Raw genomic sequence first — 23,811 nt, 5'->3', positions numbered from 1 at the left:
TACATACAAAGTTAGTGATTTATCTGTTTAGAATGAAATCCGCTCCCTAGGCAGCTTTCATTGGCGATTCGCTTACAAGTAATTGTCTTCAATCAGGCACACGCCATCTTGTTGCTTGCTAAACGAAATGATCGTTACTTGGCCGGACTCCATATATCCTTCTAATGCCACGGCTTCACCCTCGCGCTTGAGCAACACGCTGTTCGCTCCCGAGAAAAGACCATAGTAGCGGAAGAAATGCAACCCCATCATCATGGCCTCGGCTTTACTGGTGAGCGGGAGGTACAGCTGCTTTTGGACATGACCGCATTGCTCACAGGGCCCGAAATCTGTATAGGTGTATATGATGCCGTTCGCAAAATGCAGGGTGTTTCTTGCACAGAAGTCTTCGGTTTGGCCCTCGGATTCCTCGAACGTTACCATTGACAGGCTTTTAAGATATTCCTCCCAGATCAAGCCGGACGCATGCGAGGTATCCGGCGGTGGAATGGGGGCCAAGTACGTGTCCAAGATGAAACCCGGCCGGCCGCCGTGCTTTACCCGTAGCCAATGGGATGCATGCTGGTACAGTTTCAGGTATTCGTCTGAAATCCACTTATCTTCATCGTGTTGGTAGCGGGTCACGTAGACGGTCTCACCATCCCATAACTCCTCGACGAGGATAAATTCCCCATAACCGGCGCGATTGATCGAATCGGCGGTTAGCGAAGGGGCTGCATAGATGATGAGCCCATCGGGATGCCAGCTGTATTTATCGGGTATGGAGTCCGTCAGCTGCGGTGTGTAAATGGCAGCCGTTGACAATAGGATAATGGATATCATCGTGCAGTCATTATTGCATAGTTTGGTATTTTATTGTGACTGCAAAGTTTACCTTTTTGCGTGGGGGAATAAATCCCTGAATTCAGGGGTTTTGGGCCGGATCTTTTTTGCATTATTTTACTTGTCTAACGCGCATTGCTATGAATACCGAAATAACTGTGGTATACGGATACGGGATGTTTGAAAACCGTAAAGTACCGAACATGAACGCGCTGCTGACCTATTTAGTTGTGTTATCGGCTTCTGTTGTTACGTTGGCGCAATCCACAGTAGAAGTCCCGGGCGCGGAATACAGGTGTCTTGATGGGCGGCAACTTTATGTTAACCGGGAGGGGAGGGAGTATATCGTGGATTTGCCTTTTGAGCAGGGTATGGGCGACGGCGGATGGGTGGATGGTGATATGATCGGCCTGAAGCTTTCAGCGGATGGGGAGACCTTGGTGATAAGTTCCCGCTACGAGGTGGTGCTGTACCACCCCGATTCCGGTCAGGTGAGCCGTGTCATCGTGCCGGGCACACAAGTGGAATACCGGGAGGATGCCGTAAGCGGGACGTTGGGTGGATTGCACCATGATGGTATTTTTTTAACAGGTAATGCCGTAGGATACGGCTTGTTTTGTATGGATGTAACGGACTGGAAACGTCCTGTAGAGCTGCTGCGCGTCAGCTGCGGGCGGGAAAATATAGGCCAGCCGTATCTCTTCCTGAAAGAAAATGGCCAGGGCGGGTGGGATGGTTTCGTGGCAGCAAGTGATACAGCTTCCTTGTCGCCCCACCTCCATGGGCATTACACCCGCACGTTTCCGTTGCGTACCGTGTTTAGCCGGATGCAAGTGGACACAACTGCGGTCTGGGATCCGCTCGAGAAGCCGATACAAACGCTTGAACTCCGGGGTCCTCCGGCTTCACAAATTAGTAAACAAAACGTATCAAAACCCCTTGCATGCGCGTCAAAGGGAATTCTGAAGAGCAGCGTTTAGAACTTCCGACATTATCTGCAGTCAAAATAAGTTGGAAAAATATTTCCTAAGTTTATTTTGTAAATTGCAATAAAGATTCCACCTCAACTTTATACCAACTTGTTACCAAGTTGGGCATCAAAATGATGAACAGCTACGCTACTTTATCTCAGTATCAAAAGAGTAGATAAAGCGTACATAAAGTATAAAAATGAGAAGAATCTGTATTTATCCAAAGGATATAGCACGTATCACCGGCAAGAGCTACCGGCAGAGCTTACGTATTTACAATACGATAAAAAAAATACGTGGCAAACAATCACACCAATTGCTTAGTACGGAGGAAGTCTGTGAATATTTAGGTTTAGATAAAGAGCAGAAAAAACGGTGATTTGAATCCCACCAGTAAAAATATCTAGCTCTATAAATTTATATTTATATAAACAAAAATGTTTATATTTGTTCTGTGATTAAGCAGTTCGAAAAATATAAAGGCATACATCCGGGGATTGTTCTCGAACGCGAATTGAAAAAGCGTGCGATTAAGCAACGACCGTTTGCATTGTCTTTAGACGAACATCCACAGACGTTTAACGCAATAACCAAAGGCAAACGTGGGCTTAGTACAGCCTTGGCGTTAAAAATCGAACGGGAACTAGGTTTGGAAGAGGGTACGTTGGTAGTTCTACAGGCTTATTACGATATCCAAAAGGTCAAAGAAAAAGAAATTCAATCCACGCCAAATCTGTCCGTTCTCCGTACATCCCTTTTTTGGGATACGGATATCAACAAAATAGATTGGCAGAAGCAATACCGTGCGGTCATCCAACGCGTCTTTGAACGTGGCAATGAAGACGAAAAAGGAGAGATAACGCGTTTTTATGGCATTGAAAAAGTAAAGCAGGCGTTAGAAGCGTCCAAAGCCAGAACTCCATACACCATCTATAAGCCAAATTAATAGGGATGAGCAGTTTATTTTATGGTACCGTTACGGACCTCTTGAAGGATTCGTTGATCGCTTTAATGAAGCCCTCCTCCTCCGCATTGACGCAATTTCGATTGGTTGGTGGCACTGCACTAAGTCTCCAGATCGGTCATCGTATATCGGTCGATATCGACTTATTCACTGATGCGCCATACGGCAGTATTGACTTTAAAGAGATTGATGATTTTATAGAAAATACATTTCCCTTCCACGTTCATTCTTCGGGAATTAACCCAGCAATGGGAAAGTCCTACAGTATCGGTACTGATAACGATAATACCGTCAAGTTAGATGTGTTTTATACCGATTCATTCATACAGCCTGCCTCGGTAGTAGACGGCATTCGATTGGCCACGATAGAGGAGATTATTGCAATGAAGGTCGATGTCGTTCAACGTGTCGGCCGAAAGAAAGATTTTTGGGACCTGCATGAGCTGTTGACTAATCACGATGTCCAGGCTATGATAGCATTACATCAACATCGCTATCCTTACACGCATGACAAAGACCTCATTTTAAAAAACTTTACAGATTTTACCTTAGCGGACGACGAATTTGATCCCATATGTCTACGAGGCAAATACTGGGAGTTTATCAAAGAGGACATTGTTGAAGCTGTCGAGAAATACAACAATACACTGTAAAGTGATGCTTATAAACGATATACTATCAGTGAGTTACGGAGAGAGTTCTACACCCCCCGGGAAACGTGCGGAAAATTAACCTCAGTCTTATCGTCCTTTAAACGTACCCATCGCTGCCTGACAGAAAATCCCTGAAAACGGGGGTTTTATCCGAACGGTATTTTGTGTTGTTTTGGGCGATGAATACACCAAAAGTATTTTTAATCGCCTTTTTACTGTGGGCGGGCAGCGCCGCCGCCTGCCAGAAGCCGCTATCTGCCGAAGCGGAAGAACAGCAATTGAGCGCGGAACTGGACCGTTGGATGGCCCCTTACCGCGATGAAAAGAAAGCGGAATTTGTAGACTGGATGGCGGCGGGGGAAGATAATCCGGAGGCCGCTTTAGCGCACCCGGTAACCCGGCATATGCAGGTATTTATTGAAAAAAACAAGGATCGCTATCTCCGCCTGCGCCTTGCGGGATTGGAGGCACTGCCGCCTGCGCCGGAGGCCTTTCCCGGCTATGAAGTGCTGGATTTGCAGGTGCTGGACAAATACTTTCAGCAAGATAGCGTTTCGGTGCGGGAAATAATTGACCTGACGAGCGTGCTGACTGCGGCGCGGACATTCGGCCCGGGAGGAACCCTATCTTCCGTAAACCTGATCCACATCGCGGTGTCGGACTACCTGACGCAGGAAAAGGGGATGCGCTGGCAGGATTACGTTCAACTTTATGGGTTGGGGTGGTTGTGTTTTGCCGATCGCATAAAGGACACGCAATGGAGCGTAGTGATAGTTAACCGGGCTTTTGTCATGAAATACAGCTGGGACTATGCCACGAACGGTATCGAACTGCTGCAGGTACTGGTCTATACCGGCGGAAAGCAGCAACCGGGGTGGCTGGCCGGACGGTTACCGAAGGCGTCTACCCCCCAGCAGGAACTATTGAACAAAATCGACGAGTTTAAATGGATGTTGTATGACGACTTCTACCCGGATTTTGACGACCGTGAAATCGAGGAAAGACAGCAGCAATTTCTGGCAGAAAACCGCGGGGCGTATACCGCCCTGCGCAATGCGGTACTCGGTCGCTATCCACCAATCCAACGGGAACGTTGGGCAGAATTTATGCAAGAAGACCTGGGGTTGACGGAAAAAATGCAATCCAACCTCGGGTTATTTGACTCGTTTGGGGACCAAATACTGCCTGAATCGATTTCCATTAATGAATTGAAATATTCGCAGGTTTTGACGACGGCAGCGTACGTGATGACTTCCGATAATCTGGGCTATAATTGGGCGGCGGACTGGTTACTGGGGAGGGAGGTGTATGCCCGGCGGCTGGATGGAAACCTATGGGAAGTCCAGCTTTTCATGGGCGATGTTGCGTGCGGTTATCAATGGAATACCGCTACCGATGAACTCCATGAGCTAACCGTCAGGCGGAAAGAAAAGCAATAAAATGATGTTTCGTATACCCATCCTATTCGGTGCTGTGTGGGTCGTCTGCATCGTTGGTGCGCGGGCACAGGACCGGCATGCCATCGCCGTCAGCGGCCAGCAGCGTGCTTTAGTGGAGTTCCGGGGCGACACGATGGAAGTGATGATTCTATCGGAGAACCAAACCGATACCCAGGCGGTCGTGCTCGGCGAAATGGTCGCAACGGCTCAGGTGGAGGCAGCGGACTATAATGGTGATGGTTATGCCGATTTTTCGGTGCAATTCCTGGGCGATAGGTATCATACGCCGCACCGCTGGCGCATCTTTCTATTCCAGCCTTCGGCGGGCCGTTTCAGGGAAGTGCCGCTGCCCGAGGGCAATGGGCATGTGGGCCGGCCAACGGGCTTTTTGAACCCATATTTCCTGGAGGAGGAGGGAATCCTGTTTGTCCAGGCAGACTACAGACGAGTCCTGCAGGACCAGCGGGAAATGTACCGGCGGCAAGGCTGGAAGTTCACGCCGCAGGGCGAAGTCTACCTGGCTGAGTCGCTCCGCCCGGTCGAACAGGATGCTCCCTGGACAGCACTGGTGCCGCTCACTGCGGTGCACACCGTCTTCAACCGGGCAGGGGATACGGTGCACAGTGGGGCGGTATACCTGTTTTCGCCGACAGACGACATGGAGCCGGTCATCCTGCCGGTGGAGCAGGAGCGGCTGTACCTGCACGATGCCCCACAACCCGAACGCCGGTCGGCGATGTACCTGGTCAAGGGCGATCATTACGAAGTGCTGGACTATGTGGAAAAAGGCTGGCTGAAAATCCGGTATGTGAACCCGGCACGCGGCAACATCGACAAATACATCACCGTGATGGAGGCGAGCAGCAACCGGCTGGACTTTTACCGGGAGGTGTTTGCCGCAAACGATGGACTCGAATTGACCGTTGGCGATCTGGGCGTGGCTGGCGATGCGGATAGCGTTTATGCCGCACTGCTGTATATGGGCGCAAAAAATTCGACTACTCATCTCGAAACGTTCGAAGCCGAAGGCGTGTACCTCCTCTACCGGCCAAAAGCGGGCGATGAAGCGTACCGGGTGTGGCAGGTATCGAGCTATAAGCAGTCGTACCCCATCCCCGGCGTAGGGGAAGTGGCGATGTGGGCGGATAATTTCGTCGTTTGGAAAGATGGTGCTTATGTCTTGGACGGAGCAGCGGATGGAGGCATGGTCTTACCGTCGGATATCAGCCCCGGCGACTATGATTACCGGATCGCCATGGTGAATCGTCGGCATGACCTGGCACTGGTTTCCAATGCGGCGATGCTGCGCCTACCGCTGCCCAAAGTCGTGTGGGATATACAACAAGAACAATATAGGGTGCAACCGTTATCCGATAATCATTAATGATGCCGCACAACAAAAACGCTTCCGCCGACTTACCGATATCGATCCGCCGGACACTTGAGGAGCGGCGCGGGTATCACCACCGGTTTTATGCTACGTTTGTGGCTGTAACGGCTGTGTTCTTTTTGGTTTTTATTGCCATCGTTTTGAGTTTACGGAATGGCGGCTTACGGGATGAAGAAGTCGGGTTACAGGTTCTTCTCGTATTGCTTTACATGGTGTTTTTCGGAATCCCGGCGTATTTTGTTTTTTATCATCGCAAACGCCGCCGGGTGTTGGATGACTGCCTCAACAACCAGGGGTTTTCGCTGATCAGTGGCAGGCTGGATGGCATCCAGCGCCTCAAAGGGAAGCGGGTGCGCTATGTAATCGATGGCCGTCCGATTGAGGGTACCCTGGCATTTATGGGATTCAAAGCGTTCCAGAACACGCGGATCGTGGAGGTGATCTCCTGGAGCCGGCTGCCGATTGAGCTGTACCTGTTGCCCGGCGGATTGATTGCAGGTGCGGTTTATCCCGGTTCGGATGTGACCGAGCCCATCCGCAGGCCGGTAAGCACCGAAGATTGGCAGGTAATCGGGGGTAGCCTTTCCGGTATGTTGAAATTATATGCTGGCATCTGTCTGTTCGTTTCCCTGTTGCTAGTAGGGATTTGCTGGTTTATCGAATGGCAGGTCGGCGGGGGGTGGGAATACCTCGGGGAGATGCTCGTCGTATTCAATGGCGCTGTGTTGCTGCTTATGTTAGGACATGCACTCGTAAGCTGGCCGGAAATCCGGGCGTGGCTGAACAAACACAATCCGGATACGTACGTCGAGATTTATCGCGGTACCGCAACAGAATGGTACTTGACGGTGACCCGGTACCGCGGAAACAATGCGGTAACATCGGTGTTCGATGGTTGGGTTCGGTTATGCGGCGGACTGCACCACATTCAGCATGACATCGCTGCGGCCGACCGGGGGCTGCTGGATCCGTTGCAAACGCCTGTGCATGTGGAGTACCTGGTATACAAAGGAAGATTGACGTTTTTGCGGAGTAGCTTGGAGTAGACGGGCTTCAACCGGGCTGCTATAAGCCAATCCCGAAGTCGTGGAAAGCCGCCAGGTTAATTTCCAATGACACCCTGTGGTTACCCAGGTTTGGAAAGCCATTTTCTTTTCCAAATTGATTATAGCCGTAATACAACCGCATAATAGAAGCTATGCTTATTCCTACTTTTGGGGTAAACATCCACGTGTGTTTGGAAAAATCGGTAGGCAGAGACACATCAATACCTCCGCCAAATAGGATCATGTCGCCAAGGCCGAAATCGAAGCTGAGTTTTGGCGCCAGCGTAAAGGGGTTGGTCACATAGGATTCAACACCCAGAGAGATGTCATAAAAGGTCATCGGAGAAGAATCAGTAAATTGATTGAACGAAATCAGCCCGACATCAACCCCCAGTTTTTTCTGCATGGACAAACCGAAACGATTTGGGAACATAAATCCCGAATTCTCCTGAGCTGCAACGGGAGCAAGCAGGACAAATACCGCGAGTAACGTAGTAAAGAAGTTCTTATTCATCGTCGTCCATCCGATAAGCGGCCATGATGCGGGTCAGCTCCGGCGCAAGCAGCAGGTGATACATTTCGGGAGTTGTTTCTTCCAGTAATTTCATAACACTGACGGTAAAAAGCGTATCCTGATCGAGTATGGGGGTAAATGGCCTAAAGTTAAAATCGACCGATGTCCACCGGATTTGCATGGTGTTGGAATCGATAGTGAGCCGCTGGTTGCCGCGCAGCCGCTGCCATAGGCTGTCGGCAATGGGGTCGCCGGTACCGATGGAGTAGTCTGCCGAAGAAGGCGGCAGCTGTTGCATAATAGCTTCCATCGATTCGCGGATCGGGTTTTCCTCCCCCGATGCTGAAGGCGCAAACCCGAGCCTATACTGGAGCGAAGGGATCGGCTGCCGCAGCTGGTACGTGAGGTAGGTCGTGACATACGATTGCGACATGCCGGCGTAACCCGGTACTTCACGGTGGGTATACGTCCAGTGCGCGCTGCCAAGGTCGGGAAGCAATGCAAACGTCGTGTCAGGTGTAAGTGCAAGCAGTCTCAGCAGGCTGGTGTCCGTTTCATTGACGGATAATTGCTGATTTCTCAGTGTCCGTGGGATAGGTGACGGATGCCGGGTTAGTGTGTCCAACAATCGGATAAAGTTTTGGCGGTGACGGTCGGACAGCTTCGGCCAGATTTCGGCAGTGACGGCCGTATCACTCACCACCATGGAAACGTCAAACGACCGCGATGGACCTCCAGCGGGTTGGGTAAGGCTGGCCAGTGCCTTCCACTCGTCTAGCAAGTGCGCGGTGTCGATCGCAGATGCGGTGGGTTTCAATTCAACGGAAATACGTGTTGCTGGTTGGGCGCTCCTGCTGCCGCCTTCTAATGCGCAAGCTTGGGCAACGAGTGCTGCTAATGATGCCCATAAAAGATAATAGATAGCTGTTTTCATCCACGTAGTCTTTAGGTAATGCTGCCTGTTCACCGAAACAAATATCAAGGCTATGGTGCAGGTAATAAATCCCTGAAAAAAGGGAATTTTAGCGAAGTCGCTCAGGTTTTCCGTTCACGATCCGCTCGCCTGGATAATCTTGGCCGGTTGTGCCAAGGGAAATTCAATCTCCACTGTGGTACCCATGCCTGGCTCGCTGATGAGGTTAAGGTGCCCCTTCAGGTAATCCAGCCGCGATTGCACATTGTGTATGCCGGCCGACTTCCGCCCATCCAGCGTGGCGACGTCGAACCCCTTGCCGTCATCTTCTACGGTCAGGTATAGGGTGCCGTCAGCCTGTGCCAGCTGAATCAGGATGTGCTTGGCCTCGGCATGCTTCATGGCGTTGTTTACCAGCTCCTGGATGATGCGGTAAACGACCACCTGGCGATTGGTGTCGAGGCTGTCGGTGTAGCTGACAATCTCGGCGGCAACCTCCAGGTCGCCGTGAGACATCCGGTTACAGTATTCGCGGATGGCCTCCGTGAGTCCATATTTCAAAAGCAGCTCGGGCATGAGGTTGTGCGCCACACGGCGGAGCTCATTGACCGCCGCATCGAGCTGGTTCAGTGAGCGGGTGACTTTTTCCCGGGCGGCCGCGTCGTTCACGCGGGAAAATACGGCGGAAAGCTCAATCTTAGTCCCCGAAAGCAGTCCGCCAAGGCCATCATGTAGGTCGCGCGCCAACCGCGAACGCTCCTGCTCCTGTCCGCTGAGCATGGCGGTAAGGTTGGATATTTCGTGTTGTTGCTGGACCTGTTCCATTTCCAGCCGATGAAGATGCCTTTGCTGGGTCAACGTCTTTGAGCGCTGCCGGTAAGCGTAGAACAGCAGCGCCATCATGAACAATGCAACAGCAAAGAGGATAATGTAGGTCTGGCTGATGCGCGACTTGAGCGCCACTTCGCGTTGCACGGCTGCGAGCTCCTGCTCCTTCTGCTGATTTTGGAGGTTAGCAAACGCCAGTTGCTGGCGCTGGTTTTCTTCGTTGAGTTTCATCACTTCAATCGCTTGCCGCTGTTCGGCAGCACGAGCATCCATCAGCTTGAGTTGCTGTTCCTTTTGCGCGGACTCCAGGCGCAGTTGCCCCAGTGCCTGTTGTTGCTTGGCGCGCTCGTATTGGGCTTCCAGCCGTGCAGACAATTCCAACTTCTCTGCATCGAATCGATCCTCGGCGGCGGCTACGTACTGCTTGTAATAATGCAGCGCTTCGGTATGCTCCTGCTGCTCCTCCGACAGCTCGGCAAGGTTCCGGAAAATAAGGGGAAGCGTTTCGGTATTCATGGCCGTCTCCTGCGAAGCGGCAGCCAGAGCGGCCAGCAGGTAGGTTTTTGCATTTTCAGGCTGATGGCTGCTCCGTGCCAGGGCAGACAGGATACCGTAGCCAGCGGCTTTGAATTGGGTATGCCCATACTGGTCGGCGATTGCAATCGCCTTGCGCGCATACTTTTCTGCCTGCCGCCGGTCAGCCGTATCGGCGTTGTTGAGGTGCAGGTTTGCCAGGTTAATGGCTACATGCGCCAAATCGGTGGGCGAGGTTCCCATCGTTGACGGGTTATCCTCGAAGAGGGCTATCGCGCTCCGGTAATAGCGCACTGCACTGTCGGCAAACGATGGGTTTCCGGTTTCCGAGGTAAGCGTCTCATACAGGTGCCCCATGCGCATGTGTGCATCGAACAGGGCCGATGGTTCTTTCCATTTTACGGCCAGGCCCAGATTCAGGTAGGCATACTTCGTTTGAAGGTCGGTAGCCCGCCAATTGGCGTATATCGCATATAGTTCGCTGTAGATCGAACGCTGGTAGGTGTGGGCGCCGGTGTTTTCGAGCAGGCGGAGGCCCTCCACAAAGGTGGTTACGGCATCCACCTCGCGGCCGGCGCGCGCCAGCAACCACCCCCGGCAATAGTGCACGTAGCCCTTAATTTTGCGGTCGGCCGTGCGGGCCGCGAAAACCGATGCGCTGTCGATGTACCGGGCAGCCTGTGCCGAATCGCCCAGTATGAACGTGTTGAGTGCCCGTAGTCCGTATAGGTACGCGGCATATTTGCCGTCTTGCCTTTTCCGCGCCAAGCGGATGTTTTCTTCCAGAACGGCTATCGCTTCGTCCCGGCGTTCGTTGAAAAACAATGCGCGGACATAGGGGCCGGCTTTCAGGAATTTCTCGCCGTTTTCATAGCCGGCCTGCTGATAGGCCTTGGCCACGGCATCCAATGCGTCCTGTGCACGGCAAACCAACACGGCCAGGCAGCATACCAACGAACAGGTGAATGATAAGACGATGCTTCTCATGCGTTCCGTTATCGGCCTGCACTACGGCCTGTTTATGAAATCAGCGAGGTAGGTACATTCCCGTACGGCCGCCTGGAAAAACGCCGTATTTCCGTAGTGGGTTTCCAGTTCCCCGAAATACCTGTTCCGTTGACTGAACAGCCAGAAGGGGTCGGGCCTATTGCCGTATGAGAAGCCACCGTCGTAATACGCTTTCAGGCTGGGGTAACTGTACCGCTTCTGTTCGCATTTAGCCAGCATGAACGTGCATTTTGCGCGGAATTCGGGGTCTTTGCTCAGCTCGCGCGCCTTCTCGTACCATGCTGCCGCCTGGCGGGCATCGTGGTAATCGCCGGCATAGTAGTAATTTCCCCGGATGTAATTGTGCGTACTGGTCCAGTGGTAGCTGATCAATTGCCATGCGTTGCCGAAAGCGCCGGTCTGGTACACGCCATTGGCCAGCTGGAAGTAATAGGAGGCCGCATTGCCGGGGTCTTCGGCAATGCGCCGCTGCAGGTCGGCCATGGCCTTCGCGAATCCGGCTTTGGTGAGCGGTGTGCCGCCGAAACGTTTGGGGTAGTCGTTGATGGCAGTGATAAACGGGTCAGGGTACAGCGGCTGTTCCTCCCCGCCATACCAGTCTACCGGCGATTCGCGCTGGAATTGTGGAGAGAGCTTTGCAAACGCGCGGGATGCTGCGCCATACGCATGCGTGCGCAGGTAGGCGGTGCCCAGCAGGTCCCAGTAGTCGTCGCCGATGAGATCGCCCAGCAGGCTGCCGAAGAGGGGCGCCCATGGCGAATCCATGCCTTCGGTAGCCCAGCGCCCCAGTTGTTCCAGTGCGGTGGGGGGCAGTTGCTCCTGCCAGAACGTCGCAGCGCTCCACGATATCTGCGATAGTAGGGACCTGCCGGCATTTCCCACGTGGCCCGGGGAAGGGATGTCAGCCTTCAGCATGGCCATTGCGGCGAGGGCGGTATCGCCGGACGCCATGAAGTGCGGCGCAAGCAGCGATTGGTAAAAATTGGTAGCCGTGCGGGTAAAGCGCAGGTCTTTCTGCGCCCAAAATGCATAGCCCGGTTCGTCGCCCGCCCGTTCCATGGCTTCCCGTAGTTCTTCACTGCGTTTGGCATCCAGCCAGTTTAAGGTCTCGGTTAACCGCGCTACATCGGCCGGCTGCGGGGTTTCCAGCGCCCGGGCACGTACCAGCAGGTCGACAATGCGGTATTGGTCGGCCAGTCGGGGCGACAGTGTCCCGGGAGCCAGTCCGCCCAGCAGGGCCACGGCTTCGGTATCCTCGTGCAGCAGCCAATGGAGGTAGGCTTCTGCGACGGTGCCGAGCGCCGGTTCGGGATAAGCGGCATCGGCCGACAGCTGCCGACAAAAGCCGATGATTGCCCGTGCATGTGCCTGCGCGGCTGATGCCGGGGTGCTGCCGTCGTAGAACCCCCACCCGCCCCATCGGCCCTGGTAGTAGGGCGACTGCTCCGTGAGGCGCGATTCCAGCTTATTCACTTCGCGGACAAGGAGCGTGGCAACCAATGGGCTGCCCGGCGCCAGCCGGTACACCGTTTTCAGGGTTGCGGTATCGAGGTCCGCATTTCGGAAGCCCAGCGCCGCGTGGATGGTTGCCCGTTCGTTATCGGACCGTGCATGGGCCAGTATTTCTTCAACGGGCACATCGATGTAGTGGATGTTTTTGTAGGCCTGTACGCGCCTTTCCGGGTTACTGGAAAATACGTTTGCGAATAAGTACGCCGCTTCCGCGGGCTCCCCGAGGCGCCGCAGCGCACCTGCTTTCAGCATCAGCGCCCAGCCTTTCAGGGCTGTCGTCGCGGGTGCCTCATCAATCCACCGGTCGTAAATGCGGACGCAGTTGGCATAATCGCCGGCATAATGGTACATGCGTGCCGCCTGGTAGGCGTAGCGTATGCGAAGAAACGGGGCTTTCCGGTGCTGCCTTGCCAATGCCTCCGCCTGTGCGGCCAATACGTTCATGCTAGCGGTATCACGCGGTTCGGGATTCCAGTAATGGTCATAACCCGCATGCGCAGCCAGTGCATGGGGTTCCGCGGTCTTGGCAAACAGGTAAAGCGCGCGGGCATTTTTGTTGCGCGCCAGCGCCTGGAGGTAGGTGTTTTCCGAAAGGCTGTCGGGCAGCGGGGCGGCCTGCGTTTCCAGAAAAGCGCGTATAGCGGAGTCCGTGGCGGCATCGGTGCGGTACATCGCGGCGTGCACATCAGCAGGCCGTACGGCCTCACCTAAGTATTCAGCCCACTCCGCGCTGTTGATGCGGGACTCGCTCCCGGGTTCCTCCTCGTCGTAGAGAAAGCGGAGGTCGGTAAACGAAAAGGGCGCATACCCATCGCCGGCCACGTTGTTGTGAAAGTACGACACGTAATAGTCGTACGGGTCGGGTTCGGGACCGCAGGCGATATTGAGTGCGATTTCGCCGAAGAAAGCGCCGGCAAACGCACTAAAAGCAATCGATAATTTCCTGAAGCGATGCATGGGTGAATAGCTGTTGTGGTGAAGGTACATGTGATGATGCCGGTGGCGTTTCAGCTGGAAAGCCAGCCAGCAAGTTTTTATCCAGGTGGTAGTAGAGCAGGGTGAAGTCTGCCGCAGGCAGCTCGTCGGCGAGGAAACGGGCGGCCCGGCGTACGTCCGCATAGCCGACATGCTCACGGCGGATGACATCTCCTTTCCGAAGGCCGGCTTCAGGAAGCGGTTCCCTAAGCCGGAAGAGCGACGTGTCGTCCAGCGGGTTGAACAAGGCGGTGTCCGAAAGCAGGGCGGGGTCCAGGCGCTTACTGATGCCGGCATATTGTCCGTCACGGAACACCACTGACCAGCTAAATAGCGGAAGCGCCACATCCATCGGCAGCGGATAGGCGCGCAGGTACCCCTTCAGGTATACGTGCATTTCGTTGATGTCCAGGATGGAATTTTGCGGCCCGAACCTGCGCAAGTTGCCCATGTTGTAGCACATCAGCAGCACTTTGTCTACCGGCGGCGTGCCGCTGCTGTGCGGATTGCGCACCTGGTGCAGGCGCAACGTGGCCGAGAGCAGCGTGCCCGCCGGCATCCGCTGCCGTATCCGGTCAAGGAGGTGGAAGTAAGCCTCCCGGGTACTGGCGGTCCAGTCGCAATCGATTTGCAACTCATCAAATTCCGATTTACCTGCCTGCTTGATTTTGCCCAGCACGAAGGCGCTTACCCGTTCGGCCAGGCTGTCAAGCTCGGCTTCCGTACGGTCTTTGAGCACCTGGTTGGCGATGAACACCACCGGAACCAGCTGGAGGGAATCGGGCAGCGTATCCTTGAACACGATGGGAGAGACCGGAATCGGTTCGCCGTTCGGTCCTTGGTTGTCCACATCCATGATCCGCACGAAAAGCCGCTTTGCGCCTAACCCGCTCAGGTAGGTTTGTTCCGTATCATCGGCTTGGTACACGGTCTTCCAGTAATAAAAGGCCGGCTCGACCTTCCGCCCGTGCTGCGTGCAGGCATACGAAAGGGTAATGAATGCCATTAAACCAAACCACCATCTCATTTCAGTTGCTTTTCTCCCGGAATTCCTGTTGCGTCTGCCAATTTACATAAAACCGGGTATAACCGAGCTTTTCATCGTAATAAGATACCGTGCCATCGGCCGACATGTCGTGGTATTTCGGCGGAATGACGACGCGCCCCGACGGTAAATGGTACAAGCCGTAGAGGCTGTCTTTGCCGGGCTTAAAAGTCCAATAGCCCTGGCGCAGATTCAGGCAGCGGATGTAATGGTGCTCAGGTTTCCAGCGCCAGTTCCCCGCCCCGGCATCCCAAACGCCCATGCGTTCCGTACTGTCGCGTTTGATGGTCACCTCATATAGCTCGTCTGCTATGTTGCGGTAAGCGACAATTCGCCAACCGGTTTCCACGGCCTCATCGCGGATGATGTGCCCCGCGGGAGGCCAGCGTATATCTCCCGAAGGGATTACCACGGTGAATTTATTGTCAAGCGGCGGGTCCATGTGCCAGTGGCCCGCCGTATCGACCATGGTGTGTTCGAACCAGGATGCCTGCCGATTGAACCACCGCAGCATGAAGCGGTCTGTGCCGGGCATCCCGCTGATCAGTCGAGCCGTACGGAGTACGGTGTCGGCGGCGACGCCATGAACGGCTGCTGCGTCTATCCTTGCGGGAAATGCTTTGCTGAAATCGGGAAAGATATACTGGTGTCCTTCGTCGTCTGCAAGCACCATGGCACGGCACGCATCATCGTATCGATTGCTGCTTACGGCAATGGAAAGTGGCAAGCCGTTGATAGCGGTGTGCAGGCTGTCGGCCTGTCTATACCGCGTGCCGGAAGCCGGTTTCCCCTCGCGGTCAATCAACCGGAAGCCGTTTCCCCGCTGCTGCAGGAGCAGTCCGCCATCTACCTCGTCAAAAATATGCCGCGCCAAGCGCTTTACCTTCCGGTCGGTGAGCTTAAAAAGCCTGTTCCCTTGCAGGAAGTGTAGCTTGTCCAGCGGCCTGATAGCAAACTGCTGGCCATAACTGCTTGCCGCTGGTACGCGTTGTGAATAAATGGTCTGATTCGTTTCCAGTACGGTGATTTTCACGTGAGCGCGTTTAACCTCGGTATCAAACAACCGGCTATCCGATGAGCCACCGGTAATGGAAAACCCCGGCAGGAAACGCCACTCCCAAAACCGGAGCCGATTGGTATAGGTCCGTTCCGTCCGGGCGAGCGTACGGTTACCCGCCACTCGCAAGTAAATGTTTCTGTACCGGAAGGGGATAACCAGCTCGCCGGACTTATCAATTACGCCATAACGCAGTTGCTCATCTTCCACTACGGCGAAACCGGTGGAGGTAAACGTTCCGGCGGAGCGGAACGAAGGGGGAATGACGACGTTCATCTGTTCGTCGGCATAGCCATACCGGCCATCGGCTGCCAGGTAAAGATAATGTTTCATTGTATCAGTGCGTTGTCCACTGGGCGGTTGCACAGGGGGCGCCATACAGGCGCTGGCCGACGTGCTCAATACGGCAGCCAGCGTCAGGGCAATCGGATGTGCACAGCCATTTCGCATGACGCAAAGTTAGTGCGGCCCGGCAGGGAAAAAAATAGTGGAAATCAGGGGTATTTTTAACGGTTGAAAATCCCTGATTTCAGTGAGGGCAGTCGCCGGTTTTGTCGGTATTTTTGTGCCGGTGTCAATTATCGCAATGAAACGGTTGTCCTTACTTCTCCTTTTACTGTGTGTCTCGTCCGCAATTCTGGCGCAATCGCCGGGTTATTACCTCCTTGAAGGGGAAATCGGTCAGCACGCGGCCTGTATGGAAATTGCCATTTATCCGGCACTGGAAGCCGGATTGCCCGAGGAAATACCGCCGGTTGCAGCGCACTATTACTTGCTCGATGAATGCTTACCCGTTGAGTTGTACCGCAGTTCACGCAGCGGTAATTTTCAGTCGCTGGTACTCAGTACGTGGTTAGACCAGGGCGACAGCGAAACGTTTACCGGCGCGTTTGACGGCCGCTCCTATACCGGTATGCTGGCGAGCGAAGCGGATACCGTCGCCTTCCATTTCACGCTGTCGGATAGGCGTGGGGTCGAACGGTTTTTGCCGTTTGAGCGGCACACGATTGTGACGGTGGAATCCGGGCAACTGGAGGAAGCCCTGGAAGGGACCATGCAGTTCCGTGGGTTTTTGCCCGATGACGGGGCTTTGGCCGGGGCGTTGACAGCGCTCATCACGGGCGGTGGATTCACCGATTTCGGTGCATATGCCGATCAGCAGCTTGGCTTGTTCGAGGAAGGATATGAAGCCGAGATGACGGATAGGGTGGAAGAGCTGGATGAGCAGCTTGCGTATACCCTGAATCACCAATACGAATATTCGGTTTACCCGGTGCTCAACACCCCTGATTACCTGGTCATGGGTTTCAGCACCTTTCGTTATACGGGCGGTGCGCATGGCATGTCGTCCCAGCACTTTTACACGTACCGTAAGCGCGACAAAAAATGGCTTCAATTGGAAGATATACTGGATGTCGGTCAGGAGCAGGCCCTCAATGGACTGCTGGATGCCGAAGTGCGGGAGCAGTATGGTATTGAGCCGGACGTGAAGCTCAATGAAGACGAATACGGGATTTTCATCGCCGATTCGATCACCTATTCATCGAACTTCATTTTATCGAAACAGGGCATTACGTTTCATTACGGGTTATATGAGCTGACGCCCTATGCATACGGATACTTCAGGTTGTTTGTGCCCTATGAAAAGCTGAAGGCCGTGTTGCGCCCCGGATTCCGCTACGATTCGGATTCCGCCGCAATGTGAGCATCCCGAAAATCAGCCATTTTCATGGATAAGCTCAATTCTTTCGCTATCAATGGCGAACAATTTTATTTTTTCGTACTTTTGGGGGGAGTATCATTAAATGTGCGGATATGGAAATCACGATAAAAATCGATAAGCGAAGCAAACAGGCAAAAGTATTCTATGAATATCTTAAAACGCTTCCTTTTGTAGAGTTTGAAGAACCTCGTTACAATAAAGATACTGAAAAAGCGATAAAAGAGGCTAAATCAGGCAAGACGACCAAAACCACGCTGGAGGATTTCAGAAAAGAACTTTACTCGTAATGTATCAACTTGAACAGACGGGAAAGTTCAAAAGAGATATTAAACTCGCAAAAAAGCGCGGTTTGGATATGCGACTTCTCGATGAAGTCGTTACCCAGTTGGTTGAAAAAGGTACACTCCCGCAAAAAAACAAACCGCACAAATTGACGGGTAAGTACAAAGGGTTTTGGGAATGCCATGTCCAACCCGATTGGCTGTTGGTTTGGGAGCAAGAGGACACCATAAGGCTCATTACATTGGTAAGAACAGGCACACATAGCGATTTATTTTAAGTACATCTGGAAAGAGCCACAACCTCTGATTCCGCCGCGATGTGAGCATCCCGAAAATCAGCCATTTTTCAGAACGGCACGGCTGGTTTGGGAAATTATATCGAATTTTAAGCCAGCTCAATTTTTATTATGGTATCCATTTTCATTACAGATGATCATCCGCTGGTGTTGGAAGGGCTCAAAAATGTACTTTCCGAAGCCGACGGCTTTCAGGTCAGCGGATGCTTTGCCAACGCCGCGGCGACGCTGGAAGCCATTGGATCGGAACCTCCCGCGGTGCTGCTGCTTGACATCAACCTGCCGGATATCAACGGCATCGACCTGGTCCGGAAAGTAAAGGCGCTGTCGCCGGCCACGCGGATTATCGCGCTCAGCGTGCATAATGAATACGCGGTAATCAATAGCATGTTTCAGGAAGGCGCCGACGGCTATATTCAGAAAAATGCGGTGGGGGAGGAAATCGTCGACGGCATCCGTACCGTCATCAACGGCCGGCGCTTCCTGTGCTCGCAGTCGGCCGAAATCATGAAGCGGAAAACCACGGAGGGGCTGAAGAGCGTACCCAAGGTCACCCGCCGGGAAAAAGAGATCCTCCACCAGGCGGCCAAAGGACTGACCACGCAGGAGATCGCCGCGGTACTGTTTATCAGTCCGCATACCGTAGAAAGCCACCGCAAGAACCTGATGGAAAAGTTTGAGGTCAAAAACCTGGCATCGGCCATCAAACTGGCGATGGAATACGGGCTGATACAAGCGTAGCCGATATGGGGCATTCGACGGTAAACGTCGTGCCGACTCCGTTGTCGGACCGGATATCGAATGTGCCCTCCAGCAAATCGGTGCGCATCCCCACATTTCGGAGCCCTGCGCCGCTGCGGGAGCGCGCAGTGTCAAATCCCCGGCCGTCGTCTTCGACCACGAGCGTGACCGTGGCATCGGATTGCTGCAACTGCACCAGTATTTCCGTTGCTTCCGCATGCTTGACGCAATTGTTGATCAGTTCCTGTGCAATGCGGTAAAGCGCCATTTCGCGCGACCGCGCGACCGGTTGGCGATAGTGGATGACCTGATAGAAAACCGGTACACCCGCGCGTTTTAATTTGTCGCAAAACTCTCGCAATGCCTCCACCAGACCGTACTTGACCAGCATGGACGGCATCATGCTGTGGGCGATTCCACGCAGTTCTTCCACCGCACCATCCACGTTGCTGGCTACCGAAGCCAACATCGGGCGCTGGGCAACGTCTTCCGGCAAGGCATGCGCAATGCGTGAGAGATCCATCTTGATGCTCGAAAGAATACCCCCCAGTCCATCGTGCAGGTCGCGCGCCAGCCGTTCCCGTTCTTTTTCCTGGCCTTCCAGCAGGGCAGAGAGCAGGGAGTTCCGATGTACCTGTTCCATGCGTTCCACATCAAGGGCGTGCACGCGCTGCTGCTGAACCAACAGCTTGCGTTTATTGCGGTACAGCAGGAAAATCAGGATGCAGGTGGCCAGCAAAGGGACGGAAATACCGAGCAGCAATCCGATGTACCAACGGTTGCGCTCAATGGCGAAATCCTTTTGCTCGTTTTCCCGTTGCAGCATCAATACGTTGTTTTCCGCCTCGGCCAGCTTGTATTTTTCCTCCATTTCATGGAGGGTTTTGGTATTTTCCACGTAATGCAGGCTGTCTGCCAAATCGATGTATTGCGCCAGGTAACGATAGGCCCGGTCTGGCTGCTTGAGGCGATGCTCCATGCGCGATAGTGCCCGAAGCGCCTTCAACTGGTACGTGCCTACCTGGTTGGTTTGGCTGGTCTGCAGCAGTTCGTCCAGCAACGGCCTCGTCTTGGCAAACTCCCCCCGGCGCTCGTACAGCTCCGAAAGATGCAGCAGGATGTCGCAGGACGTATAGGTGTCGTTGTATTGCCGCGCAATGGGCAAACCCCTGCGGAAGGCCTGCTCCGCTCCCGTCAGGTCGCCCGAAGCGAGTTGGTAGCGCCCTTTCATGTTGTAGTAATCCGCCCATTTGCGGTGTCGGCCATCCAAGGACAGCAGGTAGTGGAGTGCGCTATCGAGGTAGGCATTTCCCTGACCATTATAGGTATCTGGCGGTGCATCCGGCAGGTTATCGGTGCGTAGACCGTGCCCAGCAAGGATGATGTAAATGTCGGCGATATCGCTATGGCGTATAGGCGTTAGCTGCTTGTATTGATCAGCCGCCGCCAGGAAATAGTGTGCCGATTTATCGTATTGCTGTTGGTTGTTGAATAAAATACCGATGTTGGTATTGATGAGTGCCAGGGACTCCATGTCGGCCAGCTGGTTGAGCAGGGGGAGGACGTCCAGGTAGCCGCTCAGCGCGTCATCGACGCGATTGCGCTGCCAGGCGATGTTGGCCGCATTGATTTGGCTTTTGGCATACAGTACCCGTGCGTTGCGTGCGGTGTCGTGTTCAGTTAACTCCTGAACCCGCCTATTGTAGCGGTCGGCTTCATCGGTCCGGTAATGGTCGTAGTGCCAGGAGCCTATATTCAGGTAGGTCTTCGCCTCACTGAGCGGATCCCGGCTCCTGATGGCCAGATCCAGCACCTGTTTCCACAGCGTCAACGCTTTGGCTGAATCGCTGTGTGGCACCCGCCGGGCCATTTCCGTCAGGATAGCGATCTTCGCGGAGTCTGTGGTCGCCGTCTTGAATTCCTGCGTGAGGCTGTTTGTTTGGCGTGGCGCGGCTATCACGGTGCCGATTCCGAAGAAGCATACAGCAGAAACGACGGCCAGCCAACAATGCATGCGGGGATTGTCCATAGGCCTTTTTGCAATTATGGGTTGCAAAATAAGCAAAATATGTAAATATGTAAATGTCACACGGTGGAAGCGGCAGGGCAACCGCATTTAACACGGGGTTCGGCAGCCGTGCCCACACCAAATTCCGCCTGCGGTACCTCTTTCCTCCCTCTTGCTTCCACATTTCTTGCCTTTTGCTCGGATTTTATCGGTGTTCGTTCGGAGTTTGCTCAGTTGTTAATCTACTATATTAAAAAGAAAATGCAACTTATATTCATGCTAATATACTTGTTTAGCTAAATTTCGGGTAAGGTAGACCTACGCCAATCGTATGCTTGAAGTAGGCTGCCAACGGTACATCGCATCGAAGACGATAATAAAACATCCCCGAAAACAGGGGTTTCATGAGCTGGAACGAAAGACTATATTTGCCGGTGTTATCGAAAGCTTCCATGATTAAGACGAAAAGTCGACTTGTCCGGTTAATGTGCGTTGTACTGTCATGCTCCTGTCTCACCTCGTGTTTTCAGATTATTGAAGACATTTCCGTGCGTGAGGATGGTTCCGGAACGGTGACGCTGACGGCCAATCTGAGTCAAAGCCGTACGAAGCTCGCGTCGATTATGCTGTTGGACAGCGTCAACGGCTATAAGGTGCCCTCACAGGCGGATATCCGCCGCGAGATGTCCGCGCTGGCCGATCGGCTGGCAGCTATACCCGGCATTACCAACGTCACGCATCAGGTGAATTTCGATACCTACATCGCCGTGATGAAATTCTCGTTCAGCAACGTGTCGGACCTCAACGACGTGATGAATATGGCGTTCAAAGAAATGAAGATGCCGATGGACAGCCAGAGTTCATATGCGTATGACCGGCGCCATGGCACATTCAGGCGGGCGTATACGCATCTTCCGCAAGCGAAGGCGGAGTATAACCGGCTGAAGCCCGCCGATCAGGCCATATTCAAGGACGCGTTATATACCAGTATCTACCGCTTCGAGCGGCCGGTCAGCCAACAAAGCAACGGCACAGCAAAGCTGGCCGCATCAAAGAAAGCCGTCATGTTGCAAACCCGTATCATGGATCTTATCAATGGCAACCAATCACTTTCTAACCGTATTCAATTAGCACAGTAGTATGACAAAAACCACTTCTTTCTTAACCGCCATGGCGTGTTTATGCCAGATTTATGCGTATGCGCAGGACTTGGCGCACCGTATTCCGGAGGACGCCTTTGCCGTGGTGTCCGTCAGGACCGGTCACTTTTTTAACTTAGTGGACGTGGCCGATTTCAACACCTCCACGTTGGGCACGAAAATGCTGCAAGCCTTCGGAAAGGAAGCAGGTATTTCCCTGACATCCATTGAAGATATGGGGGTAGACATCCACTCATCCTTATACTATTATACCCGGCAGACCGACAGCATATGGTATCACACCATATTGTTGCCGTTGAAAAATAGCAGCCAGTTTGCTAAGGGGTTCGGTGGCGGTGCCCTCACTGAAGCAGACGGTATATACCGTGCCGAAGTCGACACGGCATCGCCGGGCGCCACCGTGCGGTGGAATGACCGATTGGCCGTGATTACCTTCGGCAGCGTGGTAGACGATTTTTTTTATGATGAGGGGGTGGCCGCCCGGTACGGTATTTTACAGGACAACTATGGCGATACCTATGCATACGCCGACACGTTTGACAACGATGGGTATACGGAAGAATATGCTGATGAGTACGTGCTTCCTCCTTATGAAGGTTTGGACACGACCGAGGTCGTCATTGACACCGCCGGGTGGGACATCGATACGTTGGATAACGGCTTCGGTTGGGACGATAGTACATGGGATACCGCGGCAACAGACGGCTATGATGACGGTTATTGGAGTCAGTATGAAACCAATCGCCAAAAGAAGGATTCATTGGTGGCCGTGTGGGTCGGCACTTATGCGGAGCAGGTCTTATCCGATTTGCCCCGGCAGCATATCTTAAACAATGCTTCTTATGTACAAAGCTTGGATAAGGATGCCTTGGTGACGGCATGGGTGCGTAACCTTGGACTGATTTATGACCAATTTTTCCTTTCGTTGCTGGCAGGGCGTTACCCGTCTACATCGGCCATAGGTTTCGGCAGCCTTCAGGCCGGTGTCTATGCCAATGAAAATGAGCTGACACTGAAGACTTCACTCGACGTGCAGGGCGACCTCGCTCACTCATATGCCCGGATCTACGACCACAAAATCAACCGGAAATTCCTCCGTTACCTGGACAGCGATTCGTTGATGGGGTTTTTCGCCTATGCGATTGATATGGAAGCGTATATGGAGGAGTTTCCCAAAATGCTCGGCAAGATTTACGGTCCGATGGTGGGCGGATATGAAGAAGAAATCCATATTGGAACGGATATCCTGGCGTTGCTGCTGGATGAAAAAGCAATCGGTGAAACGGTGAAGGGGGATGCATTGTTCGTGCTGAATGGCCTCACCCAGCACGAAATTGCCTACACCGATTATGAATACGACGAGGACTACAATGTGACGGAAGTCGAAAAGACGAAAACCGAGACCATTCCCGACTTCCTCTTGATGTTTTCATCCGACAACCACGCCTTGTACCAGCGGCTTATGGACTACACAGTGAACAAAGGCGTGGGGACGTTGGACAACCGGGTGTATGCCCTGAGTCACCGCAAACTGCCCGCTCCGCTTTATGTGACTTACAGAAACGGTATTGTTTTTCTCGGGACTGCCCACAACCAACTGGAACGGATAGCAAGCAATCGCACCGCGAGCAAAGCCAGCCGGTTTCACCGGAAACTGCTCCGCCAGAATATAATGACCGGTTTTCTGAACACCCAGCAAGCCTTGGGACGATTTTCCGATGAGGAACTCTCGGCACTTGAAGAACATATCCGGTTCAAGCAATTGTTTGGCCATCTGGGGAATTTCTATTTCCGTAGCGGAAAAATGAAAGGGAATACGTTCTCCGGTGAATTTGTTGCGCAGGCGCCCAAAGATTTCAGTAATGCACTGCAATACCTGTTATGGTTGGTCGATTATGCGTCGAACGATAGGCGGTAGCCCGGCTGCGAAC

At 53.3% G+C, this 23,811-nt stretch carries 20 protein-coding genes; 12 read left to right on the top strand and 8 right to left on the bottom strand.

What is annotated here, in order from left to right; all coding sequences use genetic code 11:
- Window positions 1-72 precede the first annotated feature (72 nt).
- On the bottom strand, window positions 73-822 hold the full coding sequence (locus tag B5X72_RS08665; protein ID WP_079716435.1) for a hypothetical protein: 750 nt from the start codon (window positions 820-822) through the stop codon (window positions 73-75).
- Between the two features lie 140 nt (window positions 823-962).
- Between B5X72_RS08665 and B5X72_RS08660 the strand changes: the two genes are divergently transcribed.
- The 6 genes from B5X72_RS08660 to B5X72_RS08630 all read left to right on the top strand — a co-directional run bounded on the left by B5X72_RS08660 (window position 963) and on the right by B5X72_RS08630 (window position 7,285).
- On the top strand, window positions 963-1,802 hold the full coding sequence (locus tag B5X72_RS08660; protein WP_079716434.1) for a hypothetical protein: 840 nt from the start codon (window positions 963-965) through the stop codon (window positions 1,800-1,802).
- 445 nt (window positions 1,803-2,247) lie between these two features.
- Complete coding sequence (locus B5X72_RS08650) at window positions 2,248-2,739, top strand: helix-turn-helix transcriptional regulator (protein ID WP_079716432.1); 492 nt, start codon at window positions 2,248-2,250, stop codon at window positions 2,737-2,739.
- Between the two features lie 65 nt (window positions 2,740-2,804).
- On the top strand, window positions 2,805-3,410 hold the full coding sequence (locus B5X72_RS08645) for a nucleotidyl transferase AbiEii/AbiGii toxin family protein (protein WP_245826894.1): 606 nt from the start codon (window positions 2,805-2,807) through the stop codon (window positions 3,408-3,410).
- A 179-nt stretch (window positions 3,411-3,589) separates the two neighbouring features.
- Window positions 3,590-4,849 carry a hypothetical protein gene (locus B5X72_RS08640; protein WP_079716430.1) on the top strand — a complete coding sequence of 420 codons (1,260 nt, stop codon included), beginning with the start codon at window positions 3,590-3,592 and terminating at the stop codon, window positions 4,847-4,849.
- 1 nt (window position 4,850) lies between these two features.
- A complete protein-coding gene (locus B5X72_RS08635; RefSeq protein WP_079716429.1) occupies window positions 4,851-6,233 on the top strand; it encodes a hypothetical protein in 1,383 nt (460 codons plus the stop codon).
- On the top strand, window positions 6,233-7,285 hold the full coding sequence (locus B5X72_RS08630; RefSeq protein ID WP_139378603.1) for a hypothetical protein: 1,053 nt from the start codon (window positions 6,233-6,235) through the stop codon (window positions 7,283-7,285). The genes B5X72_RS08635 and B5X72_RS08630 overlap by 1 nt, the downstream gene beginning before the upstream one ends.
- A gap of 19 nt (window positions 7,286-7,304) precedes the next feature.
- Here B5X72_RS08630 and B5X72_RS08625 read toward each other — a convergent pair whose 3' ends face one another.
- The 6 genes from B5X72_RS08625 to B5X72_RS08600 form a co-directional block, all read right to left on the bottom strand.
- On the bottom strand, window positions 7,305-7,799 hold the full coding sequence (locus tag B5X72_RS08625) for a hypothetical protein (RefSeq protein WP_079716427.1): 495 nt from the start codon (window positions 7,797-7,799) through the stop codon (window positions 7,305-7,307).
- Window positions 7,792-8,733 carry a hypothetical protein gene (locus B5X72_RS08620; RefSeq protein ID WP_079716426.1) on the bottom strand — a complete coding sequence of 314 codons (942 nt, stop codon included), beginning with the start codon at window positions 8,731-8,733 and terminating at the stop codon, window positions 7,792-7,794. Before B5X72_RS08620 ends, B5X72_RS08625 begins: the two co-directional genes overlap by 8 nt.
- Before the next feature lie 114 nt (window positions 8,734-8,847).
- Window positions 8,848-11,061: a sensor histidine kinase gene (locus B5X72_RS08615; RefSeq protein ID WP_079716425.1), complete on the bottom strand. Its 2,214-nt coding sequence runs from the start codon at window positions 11,059-11,061 to the stop codon at window positions 8,848-8,850.
- Between the two features lie 21 nt (window positions 11,062-11,082).
- Window positions 11,083-13,551 carry a tetratricopeptide repeat protein gene (locus B5X72_RS08610; RefSeq protein ID WP_079716424.1) on the bottom strand — a complete coding sequence of 823 codons (2,469 nt, stop codon included), beginning with the start codon at window positions 13,549-13,551 and terminating at the stop codon, window positions 11,083-11,085.
- Window positions 13,517-14,596, bottom strand: a complete 1,080-nt coding sequence (locus tag B5X72_RS08605) for a hypothetical protein (protein WP_176146133.1) — start codon at window positions 14,594-14,596, stop codon at window positions 13,517-13,519. The genes B5X72_RS08610 and B5X72_RS08605 overlap by 35 nt, the downstream gene beginning before the upstream one ends.
- A gap of 1 nt (window position 14,597) precedes the next feature.
- Window positions 14,598-16,121, bottom strand: a complete 1,524-nt coding sequence (locus B5X72_RS08600) for a WG repeat-containing protein (RefSeq protein WP_079716423.1) — start codon at window positions 16,119-16,121, stop codon at window positions 14,598-14,600.
- Between the two features lie 136 nt (window positions 16,122-16,257).
- Between B5X72_RS08600 and B5X72_RS08595 the strand changes: the two genes are divergently transcribed.
- From B5X72_RS08595 to B5X72_RS08580, 4 genes are all read left to right on the top strand, one after another.
- Entirely contained in the window at window positions 16,258-17,376 is a 1,119-nt protein-coding gene (locus B5X72_RS08595) for a DUF3298 domain-containing protein (protein ID WP_079716422.1), read from the top strand.
- A gap of 110 nt (window positions 17,377-17,486) precedes the next feature.
- Window positions 17,487-17,681, top strand: a complete 195-nt coding sequence (locus B5X72_RS08590) for a hypothetical protein (RefSeq protein WP_079716421.1) — start codon at window positions 17,487-17,489, stop codon at window positions 17,679-17,681.
- Window positions 17,681-17,953, top strand: a complete 273-nt coding sequence (locus tag B5X72_RS08585; RefSeq protein ID WP_079716420.1) for a type II toxin-antitoxin system YafQ family toxin — start codon at window positions 17,681-17,683, stop codon at window positions 17,951-17,953. The genes B5X72_RS08590 and B5X72_RS08585 overlap by 1 nt, the downstream gene beginning before the upstream one ends.
- Before the next feature lie 129 nt (window positions 17,954-18,082).
- Window positions 18,083-18,712, top strand: a complete 630-nt coding sequence (locus B5X72_RS08580) for a response regulator transcription factor (RefSeq protein ID WP_079716419.1) — start codon at window positions 18,083-18,085, stop codon at window positions 18,710-18,712.
- Here the strand turns inward: B5X72_RS08580 and B5X72_RS08575 are convergent.
- Complete coding sequence (locus tag B5X72_RS08575) at window positions 18,675-20,741, bottom strand: tetratricopeptide repeat-containing sensor histidine kinase (RefSeq protein ID WP_176146132.1); 2,067 nt, start codon at window positions 20,739-20,741, stop codon at window positions 18,675-18,677. The genes B5X72_RS08580 and B5X72_RS08575 overlap by 38 nt on opposite strands.
- A gap of 431 nt (window positions 20,742-21,172) precedes the next feature.
- Between B5X72_RS08575 and B5X72_RS08570 the strand changes: the two genes are divergently transcribed.
- Window positions 21,173-21,859, top strand: a complete 687-nt coding sequence (locus B5X72_RS08570; RefSeq protein WP_139378602.1) for a hypothetical protein — start codon at window positions 21,173-21,175, stop codon at window positions 21,857-21,859.
- A gap of 1 nt (window position 21,860) precedes the next feature.
- The gene (locus B5X72_RS08565) at window positions 21,861-23,798 is read left to right on the top strand and encodes a hypothetical protein (protein ID WP_079716416.1); all 1,938 of its coding nucleotides are present in this window, start codon (window positions 21,861-21,863) and stop codon (window positions 23,796-23,798) included.
- The last annotated feature ends 13 nt before the right edge of the window (window positions 23,799-23,811 follow it).

The sequence above is a fragment of the Parapedobacter luteus genome (genome assembly GCF_900168055.1).
In the GTDB taxonomy this organism is placed as follows: domain Bacteria; phylum Bacteroidota; class Bacteroidia; order Sphingobacteriales; family Sphingobacteriaceae; genus Parapedobacter; species Parapedobacter luteus.
The sequence above is the reverse complement of the archived record's forward strand: the minus strand, read 5'-3'. Positions and strand labels throughout refer to the sequence as shown.

Excerpts from the sequence above, each read along its gene's own strand:
- B5X72_RS08665 (WP_079716435.1), bottom strand. The coding sequence starts at position 822 with ATGATATCCATTATCCTATTGTCAACGGCTGCCATTTACACACCGCAG.
- B5X72_RS08660 (WP_079716434.1), top strand. The coding sequence starts at position 963 with ATGAATACCGAAATAACTGTGGTATACGGATACGGGATGTTTGAAAAC.
- B5X72_RS08645 (WP_245826894.1), top strand. The coding sequence starts at position 2,805 with ATGAAGCCCTCCTCCTCCGCATTGACGCAATTTCGATTGGTTGGTGGC.
- B5X72_RS08640 (WP_079716430.1), top strand. The coding sequence starts at position 3,590 with ATGAATACACCAAAAGTATTTTTAATCGCCTTTTTACTGTGGGCGGGC.
- B5X72_RS08635 (WP_079716429.1), top strand. The coding sequence starts at position 4,851 with ATGATGTTTCGTATACCCATCCTATTCGGTGCTGTGTGGGTCGTCTGC.
- B5X72_RS08630 (WP_139378603.1), top strand. The coding sequence starts at position 6,233 with ATGATGCCGCACAACAAAAACGCTTCCGCCGACTTACCGATATCGATC.
- B5X72_RS08625 (WP_079716427.1), bottom strand. The coding sequence starts at position 7,799 with ATGAATAAGAACTTCTTTACTACGTTACTCGCGGTATTTGTCCTGCTT.
- B5X72_RS08620 (WP_079716426.1), bottom strand. The coding sequence starts at position 8,733 with ATGAAAACAGCTATCTATTATCTTTTATGGGCATCATTAGCAGCACTC.
- B5X72_RS08615 (WP_079716425.1), bottom strand. The coding sequence starts at position 11,061 with ATGAGAAGCATCGTCTTATCATTCACCTGTTCGTTGGTATGCTGCCTG.
- B5X72_RS08610 (WP_079716424.1), bottom strand. The coding sequence starts at position 13,551 with ATGCATCGCTTCAGGAAATTATCGATTGCTTTTAGTGCGTTTGCCGGC.
- B5X72_RS08605 (WP_176146133.1), bottom strand. The coding sequence starts at position 14,596 with ATGAGATGGTGGTTTGGTTTAATGGCATTCATTACCCTTTCGTATGCC.
- B5X72_RS08600 (WP_079716423.1), bottom strand. The coding sequence starts at position 16,121 with ATGCGAAATGGCTGTGCACATCCGATTGCCCTGACGCTGGCTGCCGTA.
- B5X72_RS08595 (WP_079716422.1), top strand. The coding sequence starts at position 16,258 with ATGAAACGGTTGTCCTTACTTCTCCTTTTACTGTGTGTCTCGTCCGCA.
- B5X72_RS08590 (WP_079716421.1), top strand. The coding sequence starts at position 17,487 with ATGGAAATCACGATAAAAATCGATAAGCGAAGCAAACAGGCAAAAGTA.
- B5X72_RS08585 (WP_079716420.1), top strand. The coding sequence starts at position 17,681 with ATGTATCAACTTGAACAGACGGGAAAGTTCAAAAGAGATATTAAACTC.
- B5X72_RS08580 (WP_079716419.1), top strand. The coding sequence starts at position 18,083 with ATGGTATCCATTTTCATTACAGATGATCATCCGCTGGTGTTGGAAGGG.
- B5X72_RS08575 (WP_176146132.1), bottom strand. The coding sequence starts at position 20,741 with ATGGACAATCCCCGCATGCATTGTTGGCTGGCCGTCGTTTCTGCTGTA.
- B5X72_RS08570 (WP_139378602.1), top strand. The coding sequence starts at position 21,173 with ATGATTAAGACGAAAAGTCGACTTGTCCGGTTAATGTGCGTTGTACTG.
- B5X72_RS08565 (WP_079716416.1), top strand. The coding sequence starts at position 21,861 with ATGACAAAAACCACTTCTTTCTTAACCGCCATGGCGTGTTTATGCCAG.